The 20,892-nt window shown below is 58.1% G+C and carries 23 protein-coding genes; 13 read left to right on the forward strand and 10 right to left on the reverse strand.

Annotated elements, in window-relative coordinates; genetic code table 11:
* The first annotated feature begins 27 nt into the window (after positions 1-27).
* From IEW65_RS07795 to IEW65_RS07810, 4 genes are read left to right on the forward strand one after another with little or no spacing between them, the layout of a single operon-like run.
* Positions 28-591, forward strand: a complete 564-nt coding sequence (locus IEW65_RS07795; protein WP_188638934.1) for a hypothetical protein — start codon at positions 28-30, stop codon at positions 589-591.
* Complete coding sequence (locus tag IEW65_RS07800) at positions 588-962, forward strand: hypothetical protein (protein WP_188638935.1); 375 nt, start codon at positions 588-590, stop codon at positions 960-962. Before IEW65_RS07795 ends, IEW65_RS07800 begins: the two co-directional genes overlap by 4 nt.
* The gene (locus tag IEW65_RS07805) at positions 962-1,636 is read left to right on the forward strand and encodes a DUF1007 family protein (protein WP_188638936.1); all 675 of its coding nucleotides are present in this window, start codon (positions 962-964) and stop codon (positions 1,634-1,636) included. The genes IEW65_RS07800 and IEW65_RS07805 overlap by 1 nt, the downstream gene beginning before the upstream one ends.
* A gap of 59 nt (positions 1,637-1,695) precedes the next feature.
* Complete coding sequence (locus IEW65_RS07810) at positions 1,696-2,700, forward strand: nickel/cobalt transporter (protein WP_188638937.1); 1,005 nt, start codon at positions 1,696-1,698, stop codon at positions 2,698-2,700.
* Positions 2,701-2,709: 9 nt separating this feature from the next.
* Here the strand turns inward: IEW65_RS07810 and IEW65_RS07815 are convergent, their stop codons facing one another.
* Positions 2,710-3,135, reverse strand: coding sequence for an HIT domain-containing protein (locus tag IEW65_RS07815; RefSeq protein WP_188638938.1), 426 nt, complete (start codon positions 3,133-3,135; stop codon positions 2,710-2,712).
* Positions 3,136-3,301: 166 nt separating this feature from the next.
* Here IEW65_RS07815 and IEW65_RS07820 point away from each other — a divergent pair, with 166 nt between their 5' ends.
* Positions 3,302-3,433: an entericidin A/B family lipoprotein gene (locus IEW65_RS07820; protein ID WP_188638939.1), complete on the forward strand. Its 132-nt coding sequence runs from the start codon at positions 3,302-3,304 to the stop codon at positions 3,431-3,433.
* An 84-nt stretch (positions 3,434-3,517) separates the two neighbouring features.
* Positions 3,518-3,877: an I78 family peptidase inhibitor gene (locus IEW65_RS07825; RefSeq protein WP_188638940.1), complete on the forward strand. Its 360-nt coding sequence runs from the start codon at positions 3,518-3,520 to the stop codon at positions 3,875-3,877.
* Here the strand turns inward: IEW65_RS07825 and IEW65_RS07830 are convergent.
* A complete protein-coding gene (locus tag IEW65_RS07830; protein WP_188638941.1) occupies positions 3,874-4,479 on the reverse strand; it encodes a LysE family translocator in 606 nt (201 codons plus the stop codon). The two genes, IEW65_RS07825 and IEW65_RS07830, sit on opposite strands and share 4 nt — an antisense overlap.
* A gap of 96 nt (positions 4,480-4,575) precedes the next feature.
* Between IEW65_RS07830 and IEW65_RS07835 the strand changes: the two genes are divergently transcribed.
* Complete coding sequence (locus IEW65_RS07835) at positions 4,576-5,970, forward strand: aminotransferase-like domain-containing protein (protein ID WP_188638942.1); 1,395 nt, start codon at positions 4,576-4,578, stop codon at positions 5,968-5,970.
* Here the strand turns inward: IEW65_RS07835 and IEW65_RS07840 are convergent, their stop codons facing one another.
* The 7 genes from IEW65_RS07840 to IEW65_RS07870 all read right to left on the reverse strand — a co-directional run bounded on the left by IEW65_RS07840 (position 5,971) and on the right by IEW65_RS07870 (position 13,106).
* Positions 5,971-6,975 (reverse strand): ion transporter, encoded by a 1,005-nt coding sequence (locus IEW65_RS07840; protein ID WP_188638943.1) that lies wholly within the window; start codon positions 6,973-6,975, stop codon positions 5,971-5,973.
* A gap of 35 nt (positions 6,976-7,010) precedes the next feature.
* Complete coding sequence (locus IEW65_RS07845) at positions 7,011-7,529, reverse strand: acyl-CoA thioesterase (protein WP_188638944.1); 519 nt, start codon at positions 7,527-7,529, stop codon at positions 7,011-7,013.
* 77 nt (positions 7,530-7,606) lie between these two features.
* Positions 7,607-8,917 (reverse strand): short-chain fatty acid transporter, encoded by a 1,311-nt coding sequence (locus IEW65_RS07850; protein WP_188638945.1) that lies wholly within the window; start codon positions 8,915-8,917, stop codon positions 7,607-7,609.
* A 173-nt stretch (positions 8,918-9,090) separates the two neighbouring features.
* Complete coding sequence (locus IEW65_RS07855; RefSeq protein WP_188638946.1) at positions 9,091-10,407, reverse strand: MATE family efflux transporter; 1,317 nt, start codon at positions 10,405-10,407, stop codon at positions 9,091-9,093.
* A 3-nt stretch (positions 10,408-10,410) separates the two neighbouring features.
* Positions 10,411-10,659 (reverse strand): YfhL family 4Fe-4S dicluster ferredoxin, encoded by a 249-nt coding sequence (locus IEW65_RS07860; protein WP_039182874.1) that lies wholly within the window; start codon positions 10,657-10,659, stop codon positions 10,411-10,413.
* 72 nt (positions 10,660-10,731) lie between these two features.
* Positions 10,732-11,226, reverse strand: a complete 495-nt coding sequence (gene coaD, locus IEW65_RS07865) for a pantetheine-phosphate adenylyltransferase (RefSeq protein WP_188638947.1) — start codon at positions 11,224-11,226, stop codon at positions 10,732-10,734.
* Positions 11,226-13,106, reverse strand: a complete 1,881-nt coding sequence (locus tag IEW65_RS07870) for a beta-ketoacyl synthase (protein WP_188639441.1) — start codon at positions 13,104-13,106, stop codon at positions 11,226-11,228. The genes coaD and IEW65_RS07870 overlap by 1 nt, the downstream gene beginning before the upstream one ends.
* Before the next feature lie 220 nt (positions 13,107-13,326).
* On the opposite strand from IEW65_RS07870, the gene trmB reads away from it, so the two are divergent.
* From trmB to IEW65_RS07900, 6 genes are all read left to right on the forward strand, one after another.
* Positions 13,327-13,992, forward strand: coding sequence for a tRNA (guanine(46)-N(7))-methyltransferase TrmB (gene trmB / locus IEW65_RS07875; RefSeq protein ID WP_188638948.1), 666 nt, complete (start codon positions 13,327-13,329; stop codon positions 13,990-13,992).
* A complete protein-coding gene (locus IEW65_RS07880) occupies positions 13,989-14,318 on the forward strand; it encodes a DMT family transporter (RefSeq protein WP_188638949.1) in 330 nt (109 codons plus the stop codon). Before trmB ends, IEW65_RS07880 begins: the two co-directional genes overlap by 4 nt.
* Positions 14,319-14,329: 11 nt before the next feature.
* Positions 14,330-15,808 (forward strand): D-alanyl-D-alanine carboxypeptidase/D-alanyl-D-alanine endopeptidase, encoded by a 1,479-nt coding sequence (dacB, locus tag IEW65_RS07885; RefSeq protein WP_188638950.1) that lies wholly within the window; start codon positions 14,330-14,332, stop codon positions 15,806-15,808.
* Between the two features lie 26 nt (positions 15,809-15,834).
* Positions 15,835-16,206, forward strand: a complete 372-nt coding sequence (locus tag IEW65_RS07890) for a diacylglycerol kinase (RefSeq protein WP_188638951.1) — start codon at positions 15,835-15,837, stop codon at positions 16,204-16,206.
* A 53-nt stretch (positions 16,207-16,259) separates the two neighbouring features.
* The gene (gene glnE, locus IEW65_RS07895; protein ID WP_188638952.1) at positions 16,260-19,250 is read left to right on the forward strand and encodes a bifunctional [glutamate--ammonia ligase]-adenylyl-L-tyrosine phosphorylase/[glutamate--ammonia-ligase] adenylyltransferase; all 2,991 of its coding nucleotides are present in this window, start codon (positions 16,260-16,262) and stop codon (positions 19,248-19,250) included.
* A 219-nt stretch (positions 19,251-19,469) separates the two neighbouring features.
* On the forward strand, positions 19,470-20,363 hold the full coding sequence (locus IEW65_RS07900; protein WP_188638953.1) for an AEC family transporter: 894 nt from the start codon (positions 19,470-19,472) through the stop codon (positions 20,361-20,363).
* On the opposite strand, the gene IEW65_RS07905 is transcribed toward IEW65_RS07900, so the two are convergent.
* Entirely contained in the window at positions 20,360-20,710 is a 351-nt protein-coding gene (locus IEW65_RS07905; RefSeq protein WP_188638954.1) for a hypothetical protein, read from the reverse strand. The two genes, IEW65_RS07900 and IEW65_RS07905, sit on opposite strands and share 4 nt — an antisense overlap.
* Positions 20,711-20,892: the final 182 nt, after the last annotated feature.

The following is a 20,892-nucleotide window of genomic DNA, read 5'->3' on the forward strand; positions in this document are numbered from 1 at the left end:
GCCACGAAGGTAGCGAGAGGATTTATCATGAAGGCCATACCCATTAGCATCACCTGCCTATTGGCGCTGGCGGGATGTCAGACGGTTCCTGACCGGCTGCCCCAAGCGGAGCCTGCGCCCGCGGCGGCTTGCTACTTCCCCACTGGTCAGTCCGGGCCGAGCGAAACGTTAAGCGTGGTGACAGAAAGCATTGACGTGCTGGAAGCCTGGAGTTTTTCGCTGGAGACGACCGACACTGAGCTTGGGTTGGTGAGCGCCTCCCGTGAGCGCGAGCTGGTTGGCTATTACGACCGCTATGACTACGACTATGGCTATGGCAGCGGCTTTCGCTTGTTTGGCGGGTTTGGTATTGGTCGCGGCGTAGGAATTGGCGTGGGCGGCTCCTTTGGCCCAGGGTTCGGCCAGCAGCCGGTGGAGGTAGAACGGGTGTCGCTGCTGGCTCGCGACGGTCATCTGCGTATCTCCCGAGATATTCGCCGCTTCGACCATCTTGGCGATCTGCGCGAATCCTACAGCGCGAGTAATGATGATTTCTGCCGTCGTTTCCAACAGGCATTTGAGCAAGCGGCCATCACCCAGGGGGCATTATGAAATCAACGCGTCACGCTTTGCTTGTGACTATCGCGCTGTGCACTGCGTTAGGGCTGTCAGGCTGTGCCACGACGCAGCCTTTGGAGCCGCGTGAGCTGCGCTACAACGCCCCGGTGGAACGCACTTTTTCTGAGGCGGTAGCGCTGATGATGGAACAGGGCTATGTGATACGCCACGCCGACCTGACGTTAGGGCGCGCTGAAGCGAGCTTGGCGCGCTGGCCTGGGTACCGGATTCAGCTTCAAGTAAGCGAAGCGCAAGGGGGAAGTCTGGTCAGCGTTTCGGCACTGCGCGGGAGTCAGCCGATTCCTCCCTATGTGCTAGACCCTTGGTTGGTGGAGCTGCAAGCTAAATTAGGAGAGTTACCTTAATGAGAGCGTTATCACGAGCCATCTTGCGACGCACCTGCTTAGCGTTAGCATTAGGGGGGAGTTTATGCGCCAGTCATTTAGCCATGGCGCACCCCCACGGCTGGATCGATATGAGCGTGCGGGTCATCACCGATGACGAAGGCGTGGCGACCGGGCTTCACCAAACATGGCGGATGGATCCATTCTACAGCTTGGTCGTGTTTGAGGAGTTACAGCAGGTGCCGGGAGGCAGCTTGGAGGAAGGGCTAGATCAGCTCGGTGGAGAAATTCGTAATAATCTGGCGGCACAGCACTACTTTACTGAGGTGCGTATCGGCAGCGAAAAACAGTCCTTTGGCGACGTGACCGAGTACACGGCACTAGAGCGAGATGGGCGCTTAACGTTTATGTTCATTCTACCGTTAGCATCGCCCCAGCCGTTGAGCGGGCAATTGCTTGAGTACCAAGTCTTTGATCCGACCTACTACATTGAAATAGTCCATGAAGAGGAGGGGGATGAACCCTCGGCTCAGGCACTTATTCTCAACGGTGCGCCTAACTGCGCACTGAGCGTGCTACCCGCTGACCCCGACCCAGAGCTGGTCATGCAGGCCGCACTGCTGGATGTGGATGAACAGGGAGAGCCCGGTTTAGGTCGCCACTTTGCCGAAACGGGGCGGGTCGATTGCCGCTAGCAACCAGTGGGGTCGGTCATGTATAAAGTGTTACTTTATATCTTTATTGCGGAGGGGTAATGCCGTTAACGCGACGACAAGTGGCCATGGGAGCGCTGGCACTCTTCACTGCGGCGCTACTCACATGGGCGGTCCAGGCGAATTTGCAGGGCGTTAGCCTTCAACTGCTTGCCTGGCAGCGGGAGTTACACCGCAGTCTCACCTTAGCGATTACTGAACTTTCACGCACGCCTTCTTCCGGCACGTGGCTAACGCTGCTGGGCGTGAGCTTTGCCTACGGCGTGTTTCATGCCGCAGGGCCAGGGCATGGCAAAGCCGTACTGGCCACCTACTTGGCATCCCATGGTGGGGCGACGCGCCGAGCGCTAGGGCTCTCCTTTGCCGCATCGCTGCTGCAAGGCGTGACCGCGATTGTGATGGTGATGGTATTGGTTCACGGGCTTGGCTGGGTGACGCGCCAAGCCATGGGCAGCGTGGTATGGGTCGAGCAGGCCAGCTTTCTGCTGGTAGCCCTATTGGGGGTCTGGCTCTGCTGGCGAGCGCTGAAACAGCTGCGCCATGCCTATTCCGCCCGCCGTGAGTCAGTGGTTGAGCCTCATCATTCTCATGATCACAGCCATCACCACAGCCATGACCATACCCACTGCTGCGGCGGAGCTCACCATATTGAGCCCGAGCAGGCGCTGGATTGGCGCACGGCGCTGATGACCGTGGGGGCGATCGGAATGCGCCCCTGCAGCGGTGCGATATTAATGCTGGGTGCCGCGAGCCTTTTAGGCCAGTTTTATGTGGGCGTCGCATCGGTGGTGGCGATGTCGCTGGGCACTGGCATTACCGTCTCTGTCCTGGCGCTAGCGAGCATCGTAGCGCGAGGTTGGGCAACGAAGCGGCTGCATAAGCAAAGCCACCAAGTGGTCGAAAAAGCCGCCGGATGGGCCGCGCTGGCAGGTGGCACGGTCATTATTGCGCTAGGCATTTCCCTGGCGCTTGCCGGAGCAGCCCAACCTGTCAGCGGGCCGTTATTGAACGAGCCGCCAGCGCGTGGCTCATTGCTGGGCAATTAAGCTGGGTAATTAAGACGACAGCGTAAGCCCCGCTATCTGCGCCAGCAGCTGTTCGCGACGCTCACCTTGCTGGGCTAATTCATAAGGCGTGGGAGTGCCGTTACCCCACACGGGGGCAGGCCAGCTTGCGTCATCGGTGTAGCGAACCACCAGATGAATATGCAGCTGGCTCACCACGTTACCGAGCGTGGCGATATTGAGCTTATCGCCGTGAAAAGCCTCTTTCATCGCCGCGCCAAGCTGAGTGGCTTCCTGCCAGAGTTTGGTTTGGTCTTCTTGGCTGAGTTCAAACACTTCACTGACCGACGCCACCCTGGGCACCAGCACGACCCAGGGGTAGCGGGCATCGTTCATCAATAGTGCGCGACAGAGAGGTAAATCAGCCAATGGCAGTGTGTCTGCCGCTAAGCGCGGGTCAAGTTCAAAGGTGGCCAAGTGATGTGCTCCTATGCCGAACGGTGTGGCAAGCATCATAGCAGGCAGCGGCTAACTCAGGGAAAACAGGCGAAATCATTAAAATCTGTTACGCTGAAAACACTCCCTGGCGGTGAGGCTGCCGCCGGAGCTTCCCGATGTTGACTGATTTGTTATGGAGAACACGATGAAAAAATTATTGGCGACGAGCTTTATTCTACTCATCACTGCGGGTGCTCTAGCGGGCTGTAATACCATTGCAGGGGCAGGACAAGATGTTCAAGAGGGTGGCCAGGCAGTAGAGGATGCTGCGAGTTAACGGCCTGGGCTAAATGGTTGGTCATATTCCGTGCGGGCTAGACACTTATGTCTAGCCCGCACTGCTGTGAAGGGAGGTCAATAAATGACGCTGGAAAATTCTTTAATGTCATCAGCGCAGCGTTATGCAAAAGGCTTGGGCGGCCTATTTGCCATGGTGCTGCTGGCGGGGTGCAGTAGCGCGCCGAATGAAGCCGCAGCGCCCAAACCGCCCACGGTGGAGCAAACCGCGCCAGTGGCACAGGCGTGTGATGCCAACGCCGTACAATATGCTATTGGTGCCCCCTTTGATGAGGCCAACGTGGCGACGTTAGAAGAGCAAAGCGGCGCAACTCAGGTCCGTGTACTGCGCCCCGGTACGGCCGCCACCATGGACTACCGTGACGACCGCCTCAATATTCATTTGGAAAGCAACGACATGATTGAGGCGCTGCGCTGCGGTTAGCGCAAGATCAGCCATACGCAGGCGGCGGTGAGCACGCCCATGGTGATGTTAAATCCGCGCCACGCCCGGTCGCTTTTAATCCACTGCCCGATGGCGCTGCCAAAGGCGGCCCACAGGGCAATGCAGGGCAGCGCCACCAGCTCCGCAAACCCGGCCAATACCAAGGCATTGATGACCGGCTGGCCGCTTTCCGGTAGAAAGCCCGCCATTAGGGCCAGCCCCATCACCCATGCTTTTGGGTTAGCGAACTGAAACATGGCTGCCTGCCAAAACGTCAGCGGTACACCGTGCTGGCTGCCGTGTAAATTGGGCGGCGGGGCGGTGGCGATTTTCCAAGCAAGATAGAGCAAATAAGCGCTTCCCACCCAGCGCAGCGTGGTTTGCACCGCCGGGAAGCGTTCAAACAGCACCCCCAGCCCCAGTGCAATGGCGGCAAACAGTAAAAAGCAGCCTCCTAAAATCCCCCACATATGCGGCATCGTACGCCGAAAGCCAAAGTTAGCCCCCGATGCGGTAAGCATGATGTTATTGGGCCCAGGGGTGAGCGTCATCGACAGCATATAGAGCGCGGCAGGGCCAAGGATTAGCCATTCACTGTTCATTTTTTGTATCCATACAATTTTGAGGTTTAAGTTGTTAGTGGGCATTTTTGTTAGCATAATGTGGCTAATTTCCACGTCAAAGGTTTTATTGTCATCATGACAATCTGGGTGCCGACGATTGAACATACCCCTGGCCCACGCTACCGGGCGATTGCTCAGGCGATTGGCGATGCCATTACCAGCGGTGAATTAGCGCCAGAGGAGAAGCTGCCGCCCCAGCGCCGATTGGCGGATGCGCTAGGCGTCACCGTGGGCACCGTCACCCGTGGCTATGCTGAAGCAGAGCATCGCGGCTGGGTGAGTGCCCGGGTAGGCAGCGGCACTTACGTGAAGCAGCGCGGGCCAGCCCGCGTGTTTGGCGGCCAGTCCGGCATGCAAACCGATGACGACACGATTGATTTAAGCCTTAGCCTGCCGCCGCCCCACCCCCTGAGAGAGCAGGCGATGAGCGCTGCACTGAGTGCGCTAAGCACCTCTGCACAGGCGCTCAGGCGCAGCGTGGCTTACTCAAGTTCCCAAGGCAGCGATGACCATCGCGTCTATTTAGCGCAATGGTTAGAACAGTTGGGAATGACCCTGAACGCTGAGGAGATGCTGATTACCCAAGGCGGGCAACACGGCATTAGCCTGGCGCTCGGCACGCTGCTGCGACCGGGAGAGTTGATGGCGGCTGATGCGCTGACGTACCCAGGGGCGATTAGCGCTGCCCAACAGGCACATCTCAAGATGGTGGCTATCGCGTTTGATCAAGATGGCATGTGTATGGAGGCATTAAAGGCGCAATGCGCCCGCCAGCCGCCACGCTTAATTTACCTAACGCCAGACCAAAATAACCCCACCGGTATTTGTCTGAGTGAGGCGCGCCGAGAGCAGCTAGTCGCCTTGGCGAGGCGTTATGACATGTGGTTGTTAGAGGATGGCGTGCAGTACTTACCCGCCGAACAGCGCGGTACGCCGCTGTATCAGTTAGCACCGGAGCGTACGCTGTTCGTGTTTAGCACAGCCAAAGTGCTGGCAGGCGGGCTGCGTATGGGCGTGCTGCGTGCACCCCCTGTACTGCTTGACCGGCTGGCGGCGGGCTTGAGAGCTCAAAGTTGGATGGTGCCACCGCTGATGGTGGATTTAGTTTGCCACTGGGTGGCTCAGCCCGCGACAGAGGAGTTACTGGCGTGGCAAACCCAAGAGCTGGCGGCGCGGCAGCGCCTTGTTTCGGACTATTTGGCAGGCTACACGCTTAGTCGGCAACCGAACGGGAGCAACGTATGGCTAACGTTACCTGATGGCGTGCGGGCGCAGGAGCTGTGTGAGCGGTTAAATCAGCAGGGCGTCAAAGTTACCAGCGCTGAGCCCTTTTGCGTGGGTAGCGCTCCTGCCCCGCAGGCGGTGCGTATTTGCGTGGGGGCTGCTGCTCACCAGGCAGCGCTCGTCAGCGCGCTGGTCATTATCCGAAAGAGCCTTGAACAGCCGCCTTTGGCCACCGAAACGGTATAGCTAGTCGTAGCGATCTTTCCACCCTTGATGGCGCACCTGCTCTTTGAGCATTTCTAACACGTCGTAAAGTACCTGCTCGGTGACTTTGGCGCTGGCGTCATCGACGGTAAGCCAGCTGTCGAAGCCGCTTTCAGCGGTACGCTCGACCAGCTGGCGAAAAGCGGGGGAGTGCATGCCCTGGGCTAACTCATCCACCAAGCGCTGGGCCACACTGCTGATAGACGCCTGCATGGCGCTGGAGGCCGTTTGCCCCATCGGGAAGCGATGTAGCCGCTGAATTTCCGGACTTTCGCGCAGCGTGCGGCTCACTAAATCATCAATGGCCGCCATAATCGCGAGCCGGTTCTGCTGATACGCTTGGCCTGCTGTGGCCTCCAGGCGCTGGGCAATTTCATGAATTAGCTGGGTTTTGCGCGGCATAATCACCCGCTCAATCACTCGTTCAGTGAGTGAGTCACTGGCTTTAATCTGCTGCTGCACATTGCCCAGTAGCCGCAGGGCGATACGATCAGAGAGCTCCTCTAGCAGAATATCGTAGTACTTGGCGAAGAATTGGTAGATCGACCAGCGCGTGACGTTAATTAAGCGCAGCCGATGCAGGCGGTTTAACAGCGCTACCACGCGCAGTACCCGCAGCAGGCGGAACCCGCTGAGTGGAATGCAGCCCAGCACGTCGTACCAGTGCACAAAGGGGTAGAAGAACCAGCGGTGATAGCGCCGTTCGGCAATCGCCACGGCCCAGCCCAGCAGCACATCGGCAATAAAGAAACTGACAAAGATTAAATCAATAGTGAGAAACCGGCTGTGAACAGCCGTATCGTAGGCGCGGTGAAAGCCGGGGGCGATGTTGGCAATGGCCTGATTAATAGGCTCAATCAGAAACAACGAATCAAACAGCAGCAGGCTTAGGTTAATAATGACAGCGGCGAGGATCAGAAAATCCCAGCCGATATGCGCATACTCAACGGCCTTGGGCAGGTGGGGGTAGCGCAGCCTGGTGGGCATGATGACTCCTTGTCGTAATGGGTAAAGGCGCTTGTTTAGCGTTGGTGGTGCTGCTGCTGGGTAAGCTCCTCTTCACGTTCGGCCTGCTTGCGCAACTTTTTACGCAGGGCGGCTTTATCAAAGCGCAGCTGCTGAAGCGGGGTCTCTAAGGCCAGCGGCGGCACTCGGGCGGGCTTGCCGTCGGCATCTACCGCCACCATGGTGAGGTAACAGCTGTTGGTATGGCGAATCAGCTTTTGGCGGATATCCTCTGCCACTACCTTGATACCAATTTCCATGGAAGAGCGGCCAACATGGTTGACGCTGGCAAGAAACGTCACCAGCTCACCCACATGGATAGGCTGTTTAAACAACACCTGATCCACCGAGAGTGTGACCACGTAGTGGCCGGAGTAGCGGCTGGCACAGGCGTAGGCCACTTCGTCGAGCTTTTTAAGGATAGCACCGCCGTGGACTTTACCGCTGAAGTTCGCCATGTCGGGCGTCATCAATACGGTCATGGAGAGTTCATGCTGGCCAGGGAGCGCACTGTGTTCAGGGGAAGTGTCGGACATAAACGTCACCTTAAAAGCGAAAATGCCCGCCCCTAGCTAGCATAGCCAGGGCGGGCGTAGAGGAAAGGCCTAGGGGCTTAGAACCACACCAAGCCGACCGAAATAATAATACCGGTGATGAACAGCTGAATGAGGCAGAAGCCCATAATGTCTTTGGCTTTCAAGCCCGCAATGGCCAGTACCGGCAGCGCCCAGAACGGCTGCAGCAGGTTGGTCCAGGCATCACCCCAGGCAACGGCCATCGCCACGCGGGCGATATCTGCGCCTAACGCTTCTGCGGCGGGCAGCATAACCGGTGCCTGTACTGCCCACTGGCCGCCGCCAGAAGGTACGAAGAGGTTCACGATGCCAGCGCTGAGGAACGACCAGAAGGGCAGCGAGTTGGCAGTGGCAAACGAGACCAGCCATTCGGACATGCTTTGCGCCAGGCCCGACTGCACCATGATGGCCATAATGCCCGCATAGAAGGGGAACTGGATCACGATACCCGCGCCGCCTTTAATGGCTTCGTTCAAACTGTTCAGCAGGTTGCGGGGCGTGCGGTGGAGCACAATGGCGAGGAACAAGAACAGGAAGTTCACCACGTTCAGGTTCAAGCTGCCACCACGCAGAAAGAAGTGATCCAGCAAGAACAGTAGTCCCGGTACGCCGACTAATAGAGCCAGCGGCATGCTGTTTTCGAGCTTTTCTGCCGGGCGCGTAATGCGGCCTACAGGCTCTGGCTCGTCATTGAGCAGTTTCGGGTCTACATAAACGCTGTCTTTTTCATCCGGCAGCATTAAGCGGTTGACCAGCGGCACGGCAATAAAGAGACACACCACGATGGCCAGGTTAAAGAACGCGAAGATGGTGGAGCCTGTGCCAATCACGCCAATCTGGTCGGCAGAGAAGTGCCCTTCGGTGGCGATGGTCAGCGGCACCGAACCTGCCAAGCCGCCATGCCACACCACAAAGCCGGAATAGGCACTGGCGACCAGCAGGCGATAGTCCACCTTAATCAGGCGAGCCAGCTCTTTGGCGAACAGGGCACCCACAACGAGGCCAAAGCCCCAGTTAATCCAGCTAGCTGCAAGCGATACCAGCGTCACAAGAATAATCGCGCCACCAGGGGTTTTCGCGGTGCTGGCAATTTTTTGCAGAATACGTTTTACCGGCGGCGAGCTTGCCAGCATAAAGCCGGTGACCAGCACCAGCAGCATCTGCATGGAGAAGGTTAACAAGCCCCAGAAGCCGTCGCCCCACATGCGCAGGACGGCCAAGGGCGTTTGGCGCTCCACCGCAATAGCGGCCACGGCAGCAACAAGGGTCAGCAATAGAACGAAGATATACGGGTCTGGCAAATAACGCTCGACCAGCTTAACCGCTGGTTTTGATATGAGTTTTAGCATGGAGTGCTCACTTTATTCGTTATTAGGAAGTGCGCGGCTAATATACGGCGGTGCGGCACAATTTTCACCCCTCAACGGCTAACGCGCAGGGCGCTTAGCTTTTGTGCATTTTTATGCATAAGGTTACGTTAGCGCAGTTTTTAGGTCCTGCCCGTTGCGGGGTTCAACGCTGCTTAACGAAGATGAGTCGTGATGGGTGCTTCACGCCAGCGGGTGAGCCGGTAGCGGCGGTAGTAGGCAATCAGCACGGCCGAGCGGGTAAGCGTAAAGAGCGTAAACGCCAGCCATAAGCCATGATTGCCAAGACCTTGGCATAGCCACCAGGTGGGCAGGTAGACCGCAAGGCCTGCAAAAATACTGTTGCGCATCTCTCGCACTGCCGTGGTGCCGATAAACACGCCGTCAAGCAGGTAGCTCCAGACGGCAATCAGCGGCATCGCCACCATCCACGGCAGATAGCTGGCGGCGGTGTCACGCACTTCGCTAAGCCCTGTCAGTAGCGCCACGAGCTGATTGCCGCCCAGCGCAAAGAGCAGCGCGGCAGCAGCGGCTGTCCAGAAAGAAAACTGCGCCGTGGCCCGCACCGTGGCGGCAAATTCCTGCCAATCGCGACGCCCGTAGGCACGCCCTACCAGCGACTCAGCCGCGTGGGCAAAGCCATCCAGCGCGTAGCTAGTGAGCATAATAAATTGCAGCAGTACGGCATTAGCCGCGAGCACGGTATCGCCCTGGCGGGCACCTTGAGCGGTAAAAAACGCCATGGCAAACAGCAGCCCCAGGGTACGCACGAACAGGTTGGCGTTAACATTCAATAACGCCGAATAGGCTTTCAGTGCCAGCAAGCGCTGGCGTTGAAAGTGGCCTTCTAAATGGCCTAGCTGACGCAGCACCAAATAGCCACCGAACATCAGAGCGCTGTAGTCGGCGAGCACGCTGGCCAGCGCCACGCCATTACTGGTCATCCCCAAGCCCATCACAAACCATAGATCGAGCACGATATTAACGCTGTTGGTGAGCACCAGAATCATGAGCGTGACGCGGGAGTTCTGCTGACCTAAGAACCAGCCCAGTATGGCGTAATTGGCAAGCACTGCGGGGGCCGACCAGAGGCGAATTTCGGCATACTCGCGAGCCAGTGGCGTGGCCTGCACGCTGCCATCCAGTAGCCACAGGCCAAACGAGATGAGCGGTGTGCCAAACACGATGAGAAGCGTGCCAATCACGCCTGCCATGATCAGCGACTGGCCTAGCAAGTTGCGCACGTCACTAGGCGACTCGCGCCCTATCGCCTGGGCCACCAGCCCGGTGGTGCCCATGCGCAAAAAGCCAAAGCCCCAATAAAGGAAGCTAAAGAGGGTGGCACCGAGGGTAACGCCGGCTAAATAGCGGGAGTCGGGCAGATGCCCGACCACGGCTGTGTCCACCAGCCCCAGCAGGGGCACGGTGATATTTGACAAAATGATGGGCCAGGCTAGGGTCCAAATACGCACAAGTTAAGCGGCAGTAATGATGCGGTACTTCTCCATTAACTGCTCTTGGGTCTCTGGGCGCTCTGGGTCCAGGGGAATGCAGTCTACCGGGCACACCTGCTGACACTGGGGCTCGTCGAAGTGGCCGACGCACTCGGTGCACAGGTTGGGGTTGATCACGTAAATCTCCTCACCGGGAGAGATCGCGTCGTTAGGGCATTCTGGTTCGCAGACGTCGCAGTTAATGCATTCGTCGGTGATCATCAGGGCCATGGATATACCTCACGAAGGGCGTGTCACTCGGGTAGTTTGATACCCGAGTGTTTTACTCAACAATATCGATAGCTAGGTAGTGTAGTGCTTACGCAGCGCCTCTGCGACCTGCGGGTGTACCAGCGGAGAAATATCGCCGCCCAGCTTGGCAATTTCCCGCACGATGGTCGAGGAGATATAGGAGTTTTCCACCGCCGGGGTAAGAAACACGCTCTCAAGCTCAGGATTTTGAGCGCGGTTCATATTGGCTAGCTGCAGCTCGTACTCAAAATCGGAGACCGCGCGCAGGCCACGCAGAATAATCGTCGCGCCCTGCTCATGCATCATGGTGGTCAACAAGGTCGAAAAGCCGATGACCGAAACATTAGGCAGCGACGCGCACACCGACTGCGCTAAGGCAATGCGAGTATCCAGCTCAAGGCTTGGGCGCTTGCCGGGGCTGGCCGCCACGGCAATCACCACTTTATCGAACATGCGTGCGCCGCGCTCAATCAGGTCAAAATGACCGTTCGTGATGGGGTCGAACGTCCCAGGGTAGACGGCGATATTCTCACGACGGGTGCTCATCACGGCGTCTCCTCGTCTAGCGTGCCAAACGGATTGTCGGTGGCAAGCGACACCGCATGTTCGTAGCCGGGGATTTTGATGCGGTCTGAGTGAATCTCAAGCTCCGGGCCTTCCAGTACGGCTTCGCCAAACTGGTAGCGGGGTGCGTAATGGCCGTGGTCGGCTTGGGCTAGGTAAGCGGCGGCGTTAGCGCGCACACTTTTACGGCGTGCTTTCCAGGCATCGATAGCCGCGCTGCCGTGGCGCTTGGTAAGCAGCCGCTCGGTAATCTCTGGCGAGAGCACTACGCCGGTGGCGTTATTGCCGCCAAAGCCTTTGGCGTTAATGAACGCCGCATCGGCGCTAAACGCTTGAGGCGTGGTGAAGAACCGTAGCCGGTCGGCGTAGACATCATCGGCAACCGCATCGAGCGTCGGGATACCTGGCAGCAGGCCGTGGGCGAAGCTGCCTAAGGCGCTGGCGAGTTGGTCGCCTGCCGCAGAGCCCTGGGAGTGGCCGATAAACGCTTTAATGGCCACCACAGGCCACTGCTCGATGCCGTTGGCGCGGGCAATTTCGTCGAACACGTGGGATTCCGTGGTACGGTTTTTCGGCGTGCTAGTGCCGTGGGCATGCAGGAAGGTGCGTTGCTTTAACGCGGTGTCTCCCAGCATGTCCTTCACGAAGGCGGCCGCCTTGCCCAGCGTAATGTAGTTACCGATGCCGGGTGCCGAAATAGAGCGCTTGTAACCGTCAGCGTTCACGAATACTTCCGGTACCGCGCCTAAAATATCGGCGCCCAGCTCTAGCGCTAGGCTGTCGTCCATCAGCAGTACGAACTGGCTGGCCTCTGCCATGGTGAAGCCGCAGTTGCGGGCAAACGGGCGGCAGGCTCGCTGGTAATCGGCATCGGTTAGCAGCTCTAACGCATCCAGGGCTTTTAGGCTGGCATCGTCCGCTAGCGCACCCATGGCGCGAAAGCCTTCGATAATCTCTGGCGTAATCGGCGCGTCGGCCGTGCCCACCATCACCACGCGGCGACGGCCTGCGCGGATATCGTCGATCCCCAAGCGCAGGTTGTATAAGAAGCTGGCGCAGGCACCGAGTGCCGCGCCGGTGCCGCCCACGCTGCCTAACACATAGGCGTTGAGGAAGTCGGCGGGCATTTGGCCGTAGCCCAGCGGCATTTGTTTAGACGTGGCGCGCTGGCCGCTAACCAAGCTTTTCAGCAGTCCTCCCCAGCCTTCGTCGTCCAGCTGGCCAATCGAGTTGCCTGCATAAACAGCGATATGATCAGGGTTGAGCTGCTGGCGCAGGGTTTCCCATGAAAGGCCACTGGCACCCAAACAGTCGCTAGCACCAAAGACCGCCATGGAGAGCCCCCGCGGATGGTGCACGCTACGGTATAGGCTCGCCGGGTCAAAGCCTGAGGGCAGCTGCGCGGCGGCGCGTACTTTGGGTTCTTGGGCATCCGGCAACAGCACGTCAAACGTGCCTGCTGGAATCGTGACTTCAACCTCACGAGCGTCTATCTCGCGCACCTGCCAGCCATCCGGCAATTGCTCTGGCAATTGGCGACGGCGGAGTGTCACGCGTAGCGGCTCGGCCAAGGCGAGGTCGGCTCGGCGATTGGCGGGCATGCCCGGTGCTAGAAAGCGCGGGTCTTCATTGCGGCGGATTAAGGTGTGTTTAAGCACCTGATCGCGCAGCCTCTGGGCAGGGTCGTCAATAGGCTGCCCTGCACTGTCGTGCCATCCGTTATCGGAGTGCGCGGCAAGACGCATAAGCGCTGCCAGCCCCTCCAGGGTTTGGCGCTGCTGGTCAGCAGGAAGAGCATCAAGCACGGTGCGGCGGAAGGCCTGATGGCCCGAGGTTCTGCCGGCGGGATTGATGCCGCCCATGCCGACAATCACCGGTAAGTGTGACAAGCCGGGTTCCTCGTGGTGCGGTGGTTTTTAATAACAGTTATTGTCAGATCGTCCTGAATCACATGGCCGACCTGAGCTTAATGTTCAGTTTCATAAAATACTCTGGCGTGATCATAGCACCGGGCGTGCAACGGCGTCATGCCGCGCACGCGGGAGACTGGTAGAATCACGCTTTTTTAATGCAGGGGATGGCATGCAGTACACTTCACGGCCAGTGACGTCTAACCAGCCTGGGCCACATCATGATGTGGCGCGCCGGGTCGAGCGTGCGTTAGCGCATCCGCTGCGTAAACCCATTGCTGATCACACACGCCAAGCGTTCGAGCAGGCCGATGCATGGTGCCAGCAGCGTCCAGCACCGTTAATTCTCGATGCGGGTTGCGGGGTTGGGCTATCGACCCGCAGGTTAGCGCTACAGTTCCCTCAGCATACGGTGGTGGGGGTTGACCGTAGTGAGGATCGGCTGGGGCGGGAGCATGGCGATCTGCCACAGAACGCACTGTTAGTGCGCGCAGACTTGGTGGATTTTTGGCGGCTAGCGTTAGAGGTTGGCTGGGCTCCCGAGCGCCACTATCTTCTTTATCCCAACCCCTATCCTAAAGCGGCGCATCTGAAAATGCGCTGGCATGGGCATCCTGTTTTCCCCACACTGTTAGCGCTGGGCGGGCGGCTAGAGCTGCGCTCAAACTGGCGGCTGTATGTTGAAGAGTTTGCCCAAGCGGTGGCGGTAGCGACAGGGAAGCAGGCGAGCGTGAATCAGGTGGTGCCTGGCGCAGACTATTTGACCCCGTTTGAAGCTAAATATGACCAAAGTGGCCAAACGCTTTGGCGTTTGTGTATCGATCTGGAGCGCCTATGACGTTTGTGTATCTCATTCTTGCCATCGTCGCTGAGGTCATTGCAACCAGTGCACTGAAAGCGTCGGCGGGCTTTACCCGCCCCTTGCCTAGCCTTCTAGTGGTAGGCGGCTATGGGGTGGCGTTCTATTTATTAAGCTTAGTGTTACGCACGCTGCCGGTGGGAGTGACTTACGCCATTTGGGCGGGCTTAGGTATTGTGCTGGTCACGCTGGTGGGCATGATTGTGTTTGGTGAAAAGCCCGACCTGCCTGCTGTACTCGGTATTAGTCTGATTGTGGCCGGAGTGGTTACCCTTCAGGTCTTCTCTAAAATGAATGTGCATTGAGGTAGCAGAACGTGACGTGTTTTCTTAATTTACCCGCTCAGTGGCTGCGCAGTAGCGTAGTGGCGGGCGTGGCAGCGGCTGCACTGTGTGCCAGCTCAGTGCTATCAGCGGATTTCAGCCGCCTGAGCCAGCTAGAGGCGAAGGGGTTTTCAATTAGCGCGGAAGCACGCCTTTTAGATGCCGATAGCGGCAGTAACCCGCTACTGGGGAGCCTCCACCCAGAGCGCCAGCTATCGCCTGCTTCAGTCACCAAAGCGTACATGGCGGCAGCGTTGCTTAATCGTTTTGGCCCACAGCATCGATTTACCAGCCAGTTAGTCAGTACCGGCCAAGTGGATAACGGCGTGCTGCGCGGCGATCTCGTCTTTGAGGGGGGCGGTGACCCAGGTTTGACCACCGAAGATCTATGGCGGTTAGTGCATCGCTTGCAGCTTGCTGGGGTGAATCAAGTGGACGGTGCATTGGTGGTCAGCCAGTGGCGCTTTGGCCCGGTGGAGTGCATTACCACCGACCGCTGCAATGCACGTACTCGGGTCACCAACGCCTACAGTGCGCCGCTTACTTCTGCCGGTGTGAACTTCGGTACTTGGTGTGTCAACGTGGCACCTGCTGCGACCCCCGGCGAACCTGCGCGGGTTGGCCTATGCGATAGCCAAGCACCGCTCATCGCGATTGATAATCAGGTGGTGACGCGCCCTGCAAACAGCGGCACTGAAATCAGCGCCGAGCGCATCACTGATGAGCGTGGCGATGTAATGCGTGTCACCGGGCAAATCTCCACCAATGCATCGGCGCGGGACGTGTACCGTGGCGCAGGCGACGCGGCGGAAAAAACCGCTCAGGTGCTGCTGAGTATGCTTAACCAAGCGGGGGTGAGCGTACGCGACCCCTGGCGGGTGAGCTCTACCCAGCCGCCGAGCAGCGCCCGACGCTTTGCTGCAGTGGACAGCCAACCGCTGCAGGAGCTGCTGCTGCGCACGATGAATTACTCCAATAATTACATGGCCGATGTGCTGGCGCTAAATTTGGTAGAAACACCCCAGGCGCAGCTGCGTCAGTCGGGTCAGGCGATTGAAGCGTATGTACAGAGCCTGCCAGGGCACGGCCCGGTGGCGCTGCATAGTGGCAGCGGTTTAACCACCGATAACCGCACCTCGGCTCATGGCGTTAACGTGATGCTGGAGGATATGTTCCGCCAGAGCGCGCTGTTCCCAAGCTTTGTGGCCTCTTTCCAGTCGCCCGCCAACGGCGTAATGCGCTTTATCCGTCGCGGCTCTCCTACCTTTCAAAATAACGTCATGCTGAAAACCGGCACGCTTAATCAGCCGTTTGCTGTGCGTGCAGTGGCGGGCTATTTCCGCACGGCCCAAGGGCGCTGGGGGGTGTTTAGCGTGTTAGTGAACGGTAGCGGCAGTACACCCTACCTAAGCTGGCCCGAGGTGCTCGACCCGCTGTCGTTAGATCTAGATGCAATGATTTTGGCCAATTAATTAAACGCTTAGCTGAGGCAACGGGCATGAAGCCACGTCACACGGGGTTAACCCATTTACTGCACTCCACGCGCTACTCCTGGAAAGGTCTGAAAGCGGCGTTTCGCAATGAGTCTGCCTTTCGCCAGGAGCTGGCGATTACCGCCGTGCTGCTGCCGTTTGCCTGGTGGATCGGCGAAGGCCCAGTAAGCTGGCTGCTACTGGTCGGCAGTTTATTTTTAGTACTGATCGTTGAGCTGCTGAACAGCGCGATTGAGAACGTGGTCGACCGTATTGGCACTGAACACCACGAGCTGTCTGGGCGCGCCAAGGACATTGGTTCGGCGGCGGTGATGCTGTCGCTGATCATGGCGGGCCTGACCTGGGGGCTGTTAGGCTGGGAAAAATGGATGGGCTAGTTGGCCCTGAATGTCGTTAATAATCATAACAACCGCTTGGCAACGAGGTGCTTATGCAGACCCACGATGCGTTATTCCCTACCGCCACGCTACCCAAAGCGCTCGCACCGGCTGCCGCTCAGGCCCATCAGCGCCTGGGCGAGGCCTTAAGCCAAGCGGACAACATCGCCTCGATGACCAAACAGCCGCTGCCCTCCAGCAGTTGGGAGGCGCTCTCCTCGAACCGCCGGGAAGCGCTGGCTCGGGTAGTGACGATTTCCACCTTCGCCCTCGATACGCTGGCGCGCTTTCCCCACTGGCTGGCCGAGCTGGACGCGGCAGGGGAGTTGGATAGCGCCCCCAGCAAAGAGGCGCTGACTCAGTGGTTAGACGACGCCTTAGCGAGCGCTGAGGACGAAGACGCGCTACACCGCGCACTGCGTCGCTTTCGCCGCGCCCGCATGCTGGGCATTGTTTGGCGTGACTTAAACCGCCCCGACGGTGCCACCATGTGGGACACCGCTCGCTCGGTCTCTTGGTTGGCTGAAGTGTGTGCCGAGGCGGCGCTTGGTTGGCTGGAGCGTTTTTACGCATCTCGCTGGGGCACCCCTGCCGCTCGCAGTGATGGCTCACCCCAGCGTCTGGTCATACTCGGCATGGGTAAACTCGGCGCGGGGGAGCTTAATCTCTCGTCCGACATCGATCTGATTTTTGCTTTTCCTGAAAAGGGCGACACCGAAGGCGGCCGCAAGCCGCTTGAGCATCAAGAGTACTTCACCAAGCTTGGCCAACGCCTGATCGCTGCCCTCGATGCCATGACGGCGGATGGTTTTGTATTCCGCGTGGATATGCGCCTGCGCCCGCTGGGCGACGGAGGGCCGCTGGTGGGCAGTTTCTCGATGCTCTCCAGCTACTATCAAGACCAAGGCCGTGAGTGGGAACGCTATGCGATGCTGAAGGCGCGCCCAATAGCGGGGGATATCGATGCGGGTCACGAGCTGCTGGCTAGCCTGCGTCCGTTTGTGTATCGCCGCTATTTGGATTTCGGGGCCATTGAGTCGCTGCGCGAGCTAAAGGCGATGATCAATCGCGAAGTGAAGCGCAAAGGCATGCAGAGCAATATTAAGCTGGGGCCTGGTGGTATTCGCGAAGTGGAGTTCGTGGTGCAGGCGTTTCAGCTGATTCGCGGTGGACGCGACACCGAGCTTCAGGTCACTTCACTGCAAACGGCGCTTAAGCGGTTGCCGGAGCTTGGGCTACTGCCCCAGGCGGTAGTGGATGAGCTGCTGCCAGACTACGCCTTCCTGCGTGATGTGGAGCACGCCCTTCAGGCGCTGGAAGATCGTCAAACCCAGATGCTGCCCAGCGACGATGAAGACCGGGAACGCGTCGCTTTCGCCATGAACCATGAGGATTGGCCCGGGCTCATTGCCCAGTTGGATGAAGTGCGCGAACGGGTGCGCCAGCACTTCGATGCGGTGATCGCTGACCCTGAAGAGGAGGCCGATGAAGAGCAAAGCGACGCCAGCCTCTCCCAGTGGCGGCTCTTGTGGCGCGGTGAGCTCGAAGAGGATGAGGCGCAGGCCCTTCTCAGCGAAGCGGGCTTTAATGAATCGGAAAGAGCGCTCAAACGATTAAAGAGCCTTTACCACTCGCGCGCCGTGCAGAGCATGCAGCGTATTGGTTTTGAGCGCTTGGATGCACTGATGCCGCTGCTGCTGGCTGCCGTGGCGCAGAGTGAAACGCCGGATACGGCGCTGGCACGTGTGCAGCCGCTGATTGAGGCAGTGCTGCGACGCACGGCCTATCTGGCGCTGCTGCGCGAAAATCCGCATACCCTTGAGCATTTGATGCGGCTATGCTCGGCGAGCCCTTGGATTGCCGAGCAGTTGGCACGCTACCCCATCTTGCTAGATGAGCTGCTTACCCCCGATACGCTCTACACACCTGCCGACAAATCGCGCCTTGCCGATGAGCTGCGTCAAACGCTCAATCGTTTGCCTGAGGATGATGAAGAAGCGCAGCTAGAAGCACTGCGGGTGTTCAAGCATGCCCAGATGCTGCACGTGGCCGCCTCAGATGTGGCCGGTACGCGTCATCTTATGAAAGTAAGCGATTACTTAACCTATATCGCAGAAGTTATTTTAGACGCGGTGCTGGCGATGGCGTGGAAGCATGTCACCCGCAAGCACGGCGCGCCTACGGGGTGTAATAACCGCGAACCTGCCTTTTTGATTATTGGTTACGGCAAGCTGGGCGGTATTGAGCTGGGTTACGGCTCTGATCTGGATCTGGTGTTCCTGCACGATAGCGACGGTAAAGGCAGTACCGACGGCCCCCGACCCTTAGATACGCCGGTGTTTTTCACCCGCTTAGGCCAACGTATTATCCATCTGCTAACTGCAGTGACGCCGGCAGGCAGTCTGTATGAAGTAGATATGCGCCTTCGCCCGTCGGGGAATGCGGGGTTGCTCGTTACATCACTGGACGCGTTTGCCGATTATCAGCATCAAAACGCCTGGACCTGGGAGCATCAGGCGCTGGTGCGGGCCAGAGTGGTGGCGGGCAGTGAGGCGCTGGCCGACAAGTTTGATGAGCTGCGAGGCTCGATTTTATGCCGCGAGCGCGACCCGCAGGCGCTGCGTGATGATGTGGTGAGCATGCGCCACAAAATGCGTGATCATTTGGGCACGAAAGGAGAGGGTGCCAAGTCTGAGCGGGGTGATGGTGAACATGCCAGTGCAGACGCCACGTTTAGCTTGAAGCACGATGCAGGCGGCATGGTAGATATTGAGTTTCTCTGCCAGTACGCCGTGCTCGCGCTCTCTCATCAAACGCCTGCGCTGATCACCTATAGCGACAACATTCGCATTCTGGAAACCCTGGCGGAGAGCGGGCACATCACCCAGGCGGAGGCTGAGCAGCTTCGCGAGGCGTATCTGGCCTACCGTAGCCGCACCCACCGGGCGGCATTAACGGGCGAAAAGACGCTGGGCTTAGTCAGCGAATTTGCGGAACATCGCCGAGTGGTCACTGCACTTTGGCAGCGGTTTCTAGAGCCTTGATTGGCGAGCTGCGAGTTTTTCAGTAGCATCAGTAAAAAGCTAGCCTGTTAACCACTGAGCGATACGAGCGGCAACTATAAAAATTCACAGTACCTATAAAAATTTACAGTGCTTATAACAACTCACAGTACTTATAAAAACTCGCGGTACTTATAAAAATAAGGACGAAGGAATGCGCACCCAGACCCCTATTCTGTTACCCATTGAGGTAGCTCGCCGATGATTGGGCAAATTTTAGCCACGCTGCTGCCGGTCTTTTTGATTGCTGGCAGCGGTGCCGCCTACGGACGTTTCCGAACCCCCGATATCCGCAGTTTAAACACCCTCAATATGGAGCTATTTGTGCCACTGCTGGTGTTTGCAGTGCTAGCCGATCGTCAAGCGCCGCTTGCAGAGTATGCCTGGCTCGCCAGCGCTGCCGCGCTGGTGGTGTTGGGGTCAGGGTTAGTGTTATGGCCGGTGGTGAAGTGGCTTGGGTTGGACAGTAAGGTTTTCCTGCCGCCGATGATGTTCAATAACTCCGGCAATATGGGCGTGCCGCTGCTGGTGTTAGCGTTTGGGCCAGAAGCGCTGCCCGCGGCGGTAGTGGTGTTTATCGTCGAGATGCTGCTGCACTTCTCGGTAGGGCTTTATATGTTAGACCCGCGCACCTCGCTGTGGCGAATGCTGCGTATGCCGATTGTGGCCGCGAGCGTCGCGGGGCTGTTGGTTAATGTGGGGGGCGTAGCGTTACCCGGTTGGCTGCTGGAAGCCATGCATATGCTGGGGGGAGTGTGCATCCCACTAATGCTTTTTGCGCTGGGCGTACGCCTTTTGGAAATTGACTTTAGCGACTGGCGGACAGGCTTGCTGGGTGCCGTACTCTGCCCGCTTTCTGGGTTGGTGATTGCGTTACCACTCATGTGGTTACTACCACTCAACCCACTGCAAACCGCTGTTCTGTTGGTGTTTGCTGCGCTGCCACCCGCGGTGCTTAACTACTTAGTGGCCGAGCAGTACAAGCTAGCCCCGCACAAGGTGGCATCGTTGGTGTTAATAGGTAACTTAGGCAGCTTGATTGTCATGCCGCTGATACTTGCGGCCACATTTGCCTGGATTCAACCACCGCCCTAACGGCGGGGCTCGTCCTTGACTTCGTAACTACCTTCAAGCGCGTCATGCTGTCCGGCGCGCTGTTCACCTGCGTAGCCGCCGCCAATGTCCTGAGCTTGGTCAGCGCGCATCTGCTCCATGCGCTTTTTCATTTTATGGCGGACAAAGGGCATCATCGCCCAGCCAATAAGCAGGAAAAATAGCCCAAGCACAACGCCAACGATCATCAGTGCGCCGAACGCTAGCCATGTAAGTAGCAGTTTTACACTACCCATCATCCCATTGGGCTGCGTTTGGGTAGCACGAGCGCGCCACTGGTGGGCGGCCTGCCAAGCGGCATTACGTTGTTCACGGTTCATCTGTGGCATGAAAGCCTCCATCGTTCGTTTGCCTCCATTGGAACATAGCCGAGCATGCAAGTTCACTGCTTCTTTTTAGGCATCACTCGCGTTTATATCAGGATTATCTAATTCTGCTGTATTAAGCCCTTAACATGCGATGACTACTCTTGGATGTTAGGATTTAAATGAGCGCACTAATGGTAGGTGCC

Source organism: Vreelandella lutescens, assembly GCF_014640815.1.
GTDB classification, from domain to species: domain Bacteria; phylum Pseudomonadota; class Gammaproteobacteria; order Pseudomonadales; family Halomonadaceae; genus Vreelandella; species Vreelandella lutescens.

What these genes read in the sequence shown, in the direction of transcription:
- IEW65_RS07850 (WP_188638945.1), bottom strand. Translation starts at nt 8,917, where the DNA reads ATGCTAAAACTCATATCAAAACCAGCGGTTAAGCTGGTCGAGCGTTAT.
- IEW65_RS07845 (WP_188638944.1), bottom strand. Translation starts at nt 7,529, where the DNA reads ATGTCCGACACTTCCCCTGAACACAGTGCGCTCCCTGGCCAGCATGAA.
- IEW65_RS07800 (WP_188638935.1), top strand. Translation starts at nt 588, where the DNA reads ATGAAATCAACGCGTCACGCTTTGCTTGTGACTATCGCGCTGTGCACT.
- IEW65_RS07860 (WP_039182874.1), bottom strand. Translation starts at nt 10,659, where the DNA reads ATGGCCCTGATGATCACCGACGAATGCATTAACTGCGACGTCTGCGAA.
- IEW65_RS07835 (WP_188638942.1), top strand. Translation starts at nt 4,576, where the DNA reads ATGACAATCTGGGTGCCGACGATTGAACATACCCCTGGCCCACGCTAC.
- IEW65_RS07900 (WP_188638953.1), top strand. Translation starts at nt 19,470, where the DNA reads ATGATTGGGCAAATTTTAGCCACGCTGCTGCCGGTCTTTTTGATTGCT.
- IEW65_RS07820 (WP_188638939.1), top strand. Translation starts at nt 3,302, where the DNA reads ATGAAAAAATTATTGGCGACGAGCTTTATTCTACTCATCACTGCGGGT.
- IEW65_RS07870 (WP_188639441.1), bottom strand. Translation starts at nt 13,106, where the DNA reads ATGGGCGGCATCAATCCCGCCGGCAGAACCTCGGGCCATCAGGCCTTC.
- IEW65_RS07905 (WP_188638954.1), bottom strand. Translation starts at nt 20,710, where the DNA reads ATGCCACAGATGAACCGTGAACAACGTAATGCCGCTTGGCAGGCCGCC.
- IEW65_RS07830 (WP_188638941.1), bottom strand. Translation starts at nt 4,479, where the DNA reads ATGAACAGTGAATGGCTAATCCTTGGCCCTGCCGCGCTCTATATGCTG.
- IEW65_RS07840 (WP_188638943.1), bottom strand. Translation starts at nt 6,975, where the DNA reads ATGCCCACCAGGCTGCGCTACCCCCACCTGCCCAAGGCCGTTGAGTAT.
- IEW65_RS07880 (WP_188638949.1), top strand. Translation starts at nt 13,989, where the DNA reads ATGACGTTTGTGTATCTCATTCTTGCCATCGTCGCTGAGGTCATTGCA.
- IEW65_RS07825 (WP_188638940.1), top strand. Translation starts at nt 3,518, where the DNA reads ATGACGCTGGAAAATTCTTTAATGTCATCAGCGCAGCGTTATGCAAAA.
- glnE (WP_188638952.1), top strand. Translation starts at nt 16,260, where the DNA reads ATGCAGACCCACGATGCGTTATTCCCTACCGCCACGCTACCCAAAGCG.
- IEW65_RS07810 (WP_188638937.1), top strand. Translation starts at nt 1,696, where the DNA reads ATGCCGTTAACGCGACGACAAGTGGCCATGGGAGCGCTGGCACTCTTC.
- IEW65_RS07890 (WP_188638951.1), top strand. Translation starts at nt 15,835, where the DNA reads ATGAAGCCACGTCACACGGGGTTAACCCATTTACTGCACTCCACGCGC.
- coaD (WP_188638947.1), bottom strand. Translation starts at nt 11,226, where the DNA reads ATGAGCACCCGTCGTGAGAATATCGCCGTCTACCCTGGGACGTTCGAC.
- trmB (WP_188638948.1), top strand. Translation starts at nt 13,327, where the DNA reads ATGCAGTACACTTCACGGCCAGTGACGTCTAACCAGCCTGGGCCACAT.
- IEW65_RS07805 (WP_188638936.1), top strand. Translation starts at nt 962, where the DNA reads ATGAGAGCGTTATCACGAGCCATCTTGCGACGCACCTGCTTAGCGTTA.
- IEW65_RS07795 (WP_188638934.1), top strand. Translation starts at nt 28, where the DNA reads ATGAAGGCCATACCCATTAGCATCACCTGCCTATTGGCGCTGGCGGGA.